A 5139-nucleotide genomic window follows, 5' to 3' on the forward strand; every position below is an offset into this window, starting at 1 on the left:
CCGCCTGCCGTGCCGCCTGCCGGGCCGCTGCGGGTCACGGCAGCCGGCTCCGGCGCTGTGCCGGCCACGCTCGGGCCGGCCCCGCTCGGGCCGGCCACGCTCGCGCCGCCGAGCCCGCCCGCAGGGTTCGCCGACCTCGCCGACCGCATCCCCACCGAGGATGACGGCGGTCAGGTGCGCATCGAGCGCTACGGCGACGCGGCGCATCCGTCGTGGCTGGTTTTCATCGGCGGCACCGTGGAATGGAGTCCGACCGGCTCGAGCGAACCGTGGGACATGGCCTCCAACGTCGCGGCCGTAGCCGACCAGGAGGCCGGCTCGTACCGGGCGGTGCTGCAGGCCATGCAGGCGGCCGGAGTGCAGCCCGGCGACCCCGTGGTGCCGGTGGCGCACTCGCAGGGCGGGCTGATCGCCAACCAGCTGGTCTCGCGTGGCGACATCAACGCCGTGGGGTTGGTCACCTTCGGGTCGCCGGAAACCGACCTGCCATTGCCAGAGGGCTTGCCGGCGATCGCGGTCGAGCACGAGGACGACCTCGTTCCTGCTCTGGGCTCCACGTCGGACGAGGACCAGCGCCTCTACGTGCGGCGGGAACTCTTCGCCGGCCGGGAGGTGCCGGCGGACGAGGTCATGCCGGCGCATCAGCTGGTGGGTTACCGCGAGACCGCCCGACTGGTCGACGGGTCGCCGGAGCCCCGGTTGGTGGCGTTCCGCGCGCAGCTGGACGGGATCGTGGGCGAGTCACCGGGGCAGCAGAGCGTCTGGCGAGCCGAACGGGTCGACTGACCTGGCGCGGGCCTAGGAGGTGGCGTTGTTCAGCGGCCGTACGAGCAGGCCGAACAGCCAGCTGACGATGCCCAGCACGAACGCGCCGAGTACGCCCCACCAGAAACTCTCGACGACCAGACCGAAACCGAGCAGGCCGGAAATCCACGCCACCAGCATCAGCAGCAGCCCGTTCACGATGAACGACAACAGACCGAGGGTGAGGACATAGAGGGGGAACGCGACGATCCGCACGAACCCGCCGATGAACCCGTTGACGAACCCGAAGATCAGCGAGATCAGCAGGTAGGTGAGGACAACGGCCGTCGTGTCCGGTGCGTACGAGTCCACCCGCACACCCGCCACGATCAGTGTGGTCACCCAGAGGGCGACGGCGTTGACGATGAGCTTGATCAGGAAACTACCCATGCTCCCACTATGACAGCCGGTGCCGGTCGCCGGGTGGGTTTCCGGTGCGGCATATACGGCCAGAGCATGCGGCACCGCGAATATGTCCCGGCGTAGACTCGCCGAGTGAGCCCTTCAGACCAGCCCTCGGTCCGCCTGCGCCCTGAGATCGTTGCGCTGCCGGCGTACCGGCAGGGCAAGGCGGCCAACGCCTCCGCCTTCAAGCTGTCCAGCAACGAGAACCCGTTCGACCCGCTGCCCGGCGTCGTCTACGCGGTGAACTCCGTCTCGGCCTTCAACCGGTACCCGGATGCCTCCGCCCTCGCTCTCCGCGAGCGGCTCGCGGCCCGGTACGAGCTGACCACCGACGAGGTGCACATCGGTGCCGGATCGGTGGCGCTGTTGTCGCAGCTGATCCTGGCCGCGGCCGGCCCCGGCGATGAGGTGCTCTACTCCTGGCGCTCGTTCGAGGCGTACCCGAGCCTGGTCACGGTCTCCGGTGCCACCAGTGTCACCGCACCCAACCGCGCCGACCACGGTCACGACCTGCCCGCGATGGCCGCGCTGATCACCCCGCGCACCCGCGTCGTGATCGTCTGCAGCCCCAACAACCCGACCGGCGTGATCGTCACGGCCGACGAATTCACGGCGTTCATGGAGCAGGTCCCCGCCGACCTGCTGGTGATCCTCGACGAGGCGTACGCCGAATTCGTCACCGACCCGAAAGCCGTCGACGGTACGACGCTGCTGGGGCGCTACCCGAACCTCGTCGTGCTGCGCACCTTCTCCAAGGCCTACGGTCTCGCGGGCCTCCGGGTCGGCTACGGCCTGGGCCCCGTCGGCATCCTCGACGCCGCCCGTGCCACCGCGATCCCACTCTCGGTCACCGGGCAGGGTTCGGCCGCCGCGCTGGCCTCGCTCGACGCCGAACCCGAGCTGCTGGAACGGGTCGGCGTGATCGCCGAACGCCGCGACGGCATCCGTGCCGCCCTGGTGGCCGCGGGACTGAACGTCCCGCCGTCGCAGGCCAATTTCGTCTGGCTGCCGCTGGGCGCAGCGACCGCGGCGACCACCGACCGTTTTACCGATGCCGGGCTCGTCGTCCGGCCCTTCCACCCGGAGGGTATCCGGGTCTCGATTGGCGAGGAGGAATCTGTGGCCACGCTCCTACGGATCGGCGCTGAGATTGTTCAGGATCTACCAACGGGGCACGCGGCCCGGCGGCTAGGTTAGTACGGTGCCAGTGACCTCCAACGACGCACCCGTGCGCACCCTGACTTCTCCCACCGTGCAGCTCCTGTCCACGGACGGGAGTTTCTCGCCGTCCGAATCGGCGGCCGAGTTCCTGCCATACTTCGAGCGCCTCACCGAGGCCGACTACCGCACGTTCTACCGCGACATGGTCGTCGTGCGGAAGTTCGACACCGAAGCGGCGAACCTGCAGCGCCAGGGCCAGCTCGCCCTCTGGGTGCCCAGCCACGGCCAGGAGGCCGCCCAGGTCGGCTCCGCCTACGCCACCCGTGCTCAGGACCACGTCTTCCCCTCTTACCGGGAGCACGTCGTCGGCATGATCCGGGGCCTGGACATGGTCGACATCCTGCGGATGCTGCGCGGCGTCACCCTCGGCGGCTGGACACCGGAGGAACACGGCAACTTCCACCTCTACACGCTGGTGCTCGCCTCGCAGACGCTGCACGCCACCGGTTACGCCATGGGCATGCAGCTGGACGGCGCCACCGCGACCGGCAACCCGGACACCGATGCGGCCGTGATCGTCTATTACGGCGACGGCGCCTCCTCGCAGGGCGACGCCAACGAGGCCCTGGTCTTCGCGGCCAGCTACCAGACCCCGCAGGTGTTCTTCATGCAGAACAACCACTGGGCCATCTCGGTGCCCGTCTCCCGCCAGTCCCGCACCCCGCTCTACCTGCGGGCCGGCGGCTTCGGCATGCCCGGCATCCAGGTCGACGGCAACGACGTGCTCGCCAGCTACGCCGTCACCGCCAAGGCTATGGACGACGCCCGCGCCGGCCACGGCCCGTCGCTGATCGAAGCGCTGACCTACCGCGTCGGCGCCCACACCACCGCCGACGACCCCACCAAGTACCGTGACCCCGACGAGCTGGCCTACTGGGTCGCCCGCGACCCGATCGTGCGCTTCCGCAGCTACCTCAAGGGCCTGGGTGTCGAGCAGGAATTCCTCGACTCCGTCGACGAAGAGGCCGCAGACCACGCAGCGGATGTGCGCCGCCGCGCCCTGGAGATCACCTCACCCGACCGCTCCGTCATCTTCGACAACGTCTACGCCGAACCGCATCCGCTGGTCGTGGAGCAGAAGGCCTGGCTCGACGCCTACGAAACCTCGTTCGACGGGAGTGAGTCCTGATGACCCTGCAGGAAACGACCGCCGCCGCGCCGACCAGCGCGAACCTGCCCATGGCCAAGGCCCTCAACGCGGGGCTGCGCCAGGCGATGCTGAACGACCCCAAGGTGCTCATGATGGGCGAGGACATCGGGCCGCTCGGCGGCGTCTTCAGGGTGACGGAGGGACTACACGCCGAATTCGGTGAGAAGCGGGTGCTCGACACCCCGCTGGCCGAATCCGGCATCATCGGCACGGCCATCGGCCTGGCCATGCGCGGCTACCGGCCGGTCTGCGAGATCCAGTTCGACGGTTTCGTGTTCCCCGGCTTCGACCAGATCACCAGCCAGCTGGCCCGGATGCGCAACCGGCACGAGGGCGGCCTCACCATGCCCGTCGTCGTGCGGATACCCTACGGCGGCCACATCGGTTCGATCGAGCACCACCAGGAGAGCCCGGAGGCGTACTTCGCGCACACCCCAGGCCTCCGCGTGGTGAGCCCGTCGAACCCGCACGACGCCTACTGGATGATGCAGGAGGCCATCGCGTCGAACGACCCGGTGATCTTCTTCGAACCCAAGAGCCGCTACTGGCCCAAGGGCGAGGTCGACTTCACCGCAGCCGGCACCCCGCTGCACGCGAGCCGGGTGGTGCGCACCGGCACCAGCGTCACCGTTGTCGGCCACGGCGCCATGGTGAGCGTGCTGCTGCAGGCCGCCGACCTCGCCGCGGCGGAGGGCATCAGCCTCGAGGTCATCGACCTGCGCTCGATCTCACCGATCGACTACACACCGATTCTCGAGTCCGTACACAAGACCGGCCACCTCGTGGTGGCCCAGGAGGCCGCCGGCTTCGTCAGCGTCGGCTCCGAGATCGCCGCGACCGTCACCGAGCGGGCGTTCTACTCCCTCGAGGCCCCCGTGCTGCGGGTGTCCGGTTTCGACACCCCGTTCCCGCCCGCCGCGGTGGAGACGCACTTCCTGCCCAGCCCCGACCGGGTGCTCGAAGCCGTCGACCGCTCCCTCGCCTACTAATCATCCCCCTGCTGTGAAAGGCACCCCATGAGCGTCTCCCGATTCACCCTCCCCGATGTGGGCGAGGGCCTGACCGAGGCCGAAATCGTCGAGTGGAAGGTCGCCCCAGGCGACACCATCTCGATCAACCAGGTGCTCGTCGAGATCGAAACCGCCAAGTCGCTCGTTGAGCTGCCGTCGCCGTACGTTGGCGTCGTCGGCGAGATACTCGTGCAGCCGGGCACCACCGTCGACGTGGGCACTGTGATCATCACGATCCTCTCCGAGGCCGGCGCCACCGACGACAGCGCTGCGCCCGCACCGGATGCGCCCGCCCCGGCCGACGACGACCTCACCGTGGCCGCCCAGGATGCCGGCAGCACCATCTCGCAGGAGCCCGCCGAGGAGTCCCCGGCGGTACTCGTGGGCCGCGGCGCCGCCGCGTCGATGCCCACCCGCCGACGCCGGCACGTGGTGCCGACGGCAGCGCACGAGGCTCTCGCTGCCGCGCCGACCGCGCCCCCGCAGGGCGGCCCGGCTGCCTCGGGGCCGCGCTCGGCCACCGCCGCGACGGGACCGGCTCGTGCCACG

Annotated in this window: 5 protein-coding genes and 1 pseudogene; 5 read left to right on the forward strand and 1 reads right to left on the reverse strand. The window is 69.8% G+C overall.

The features are described 5' to 3' along the window. A pseudogene (locus E3T22_RS18915) lies at positions 1-786 on the forward strand (hypothetical protein); the annotation flags it as partial. 12 nt (positions 787-798) lie between these two features. Here E3T22_RS18915 and E3T22_RS00005 read toward each other — a convergent pair. Then, a complete protein-coding gene (locus E3T22_RS00005; protein WP_088457750.1) occupies positions 799-1194 on the reverse strand; it encodes a phage holin family protein in 396 nt (131 codons plus the stop codon). 105 nt (positions 1195-1299) lie between these two features. Between E3T22_RS00005 and E3T22_RS00010 the strand changes: the two genes are divergently transcribed. The 4 genes from E3T22_RS00010 to E3T22_RS00025 form a co-directional block, all read left to right on the forward strand. Continuing rightward, on the forward strand, positions 1300-2406 hold the full coding sequence (locus E3T22_RS00010; protein WP_134480499.1) for a histidinol-phosphate transaminase: 1107 nt from the start codon (positions 1300-1302) through the stop codon (positions 2404-2406). A gap of 10 nt (positions 2407-2416) precedes the next feature. Further along, positions 2417-3559, forward strand: a complete 1143-nt coding sequence (locus tag E3T22_RS00015) for a thiamine pyrophosphate-dependent dehydrogenase E1 component subunit alpha (protein ID WP_241980217.1) — start codon at positions 2417-2419, stop codon at positions 3557-3559. Then, positions 3559-4569, forward strand: a complete 1011-nt coding sequence (locus tag E3T22_RS00020; protein WP_088457748.1) for an alpha-ketoacid dehydrogenase subunit beta — start codon at positions 3559-3561, stop codon at positions 4567-4569. The genes E3T22_RS00015 and E3T22_RS00020 overlap by 1 nt, the downstream gene beginning before the upstream one ends. A gap of 27 nt (positions 4570-4596) precedes the next feature. Then, on the forward strand, positions 4597-5139 hold a 543-nt coding region (locus E3T22_RS00025), incomplete at its 3' end, for a biotin/lipoyl-containing protein (RefSeq protein ID WP_304988973.1).

This window comes from Cryobacterium sp. TMB3-10 (genome assembly GCF_004402305.1).
Classification (GTDB): domain Bacteria; phylum Actinomycetota; class Actinomycetes; order Actinomycetales; family Microbacteriaceae; genus Cryobacterium; species Cryobacterium zongtaii.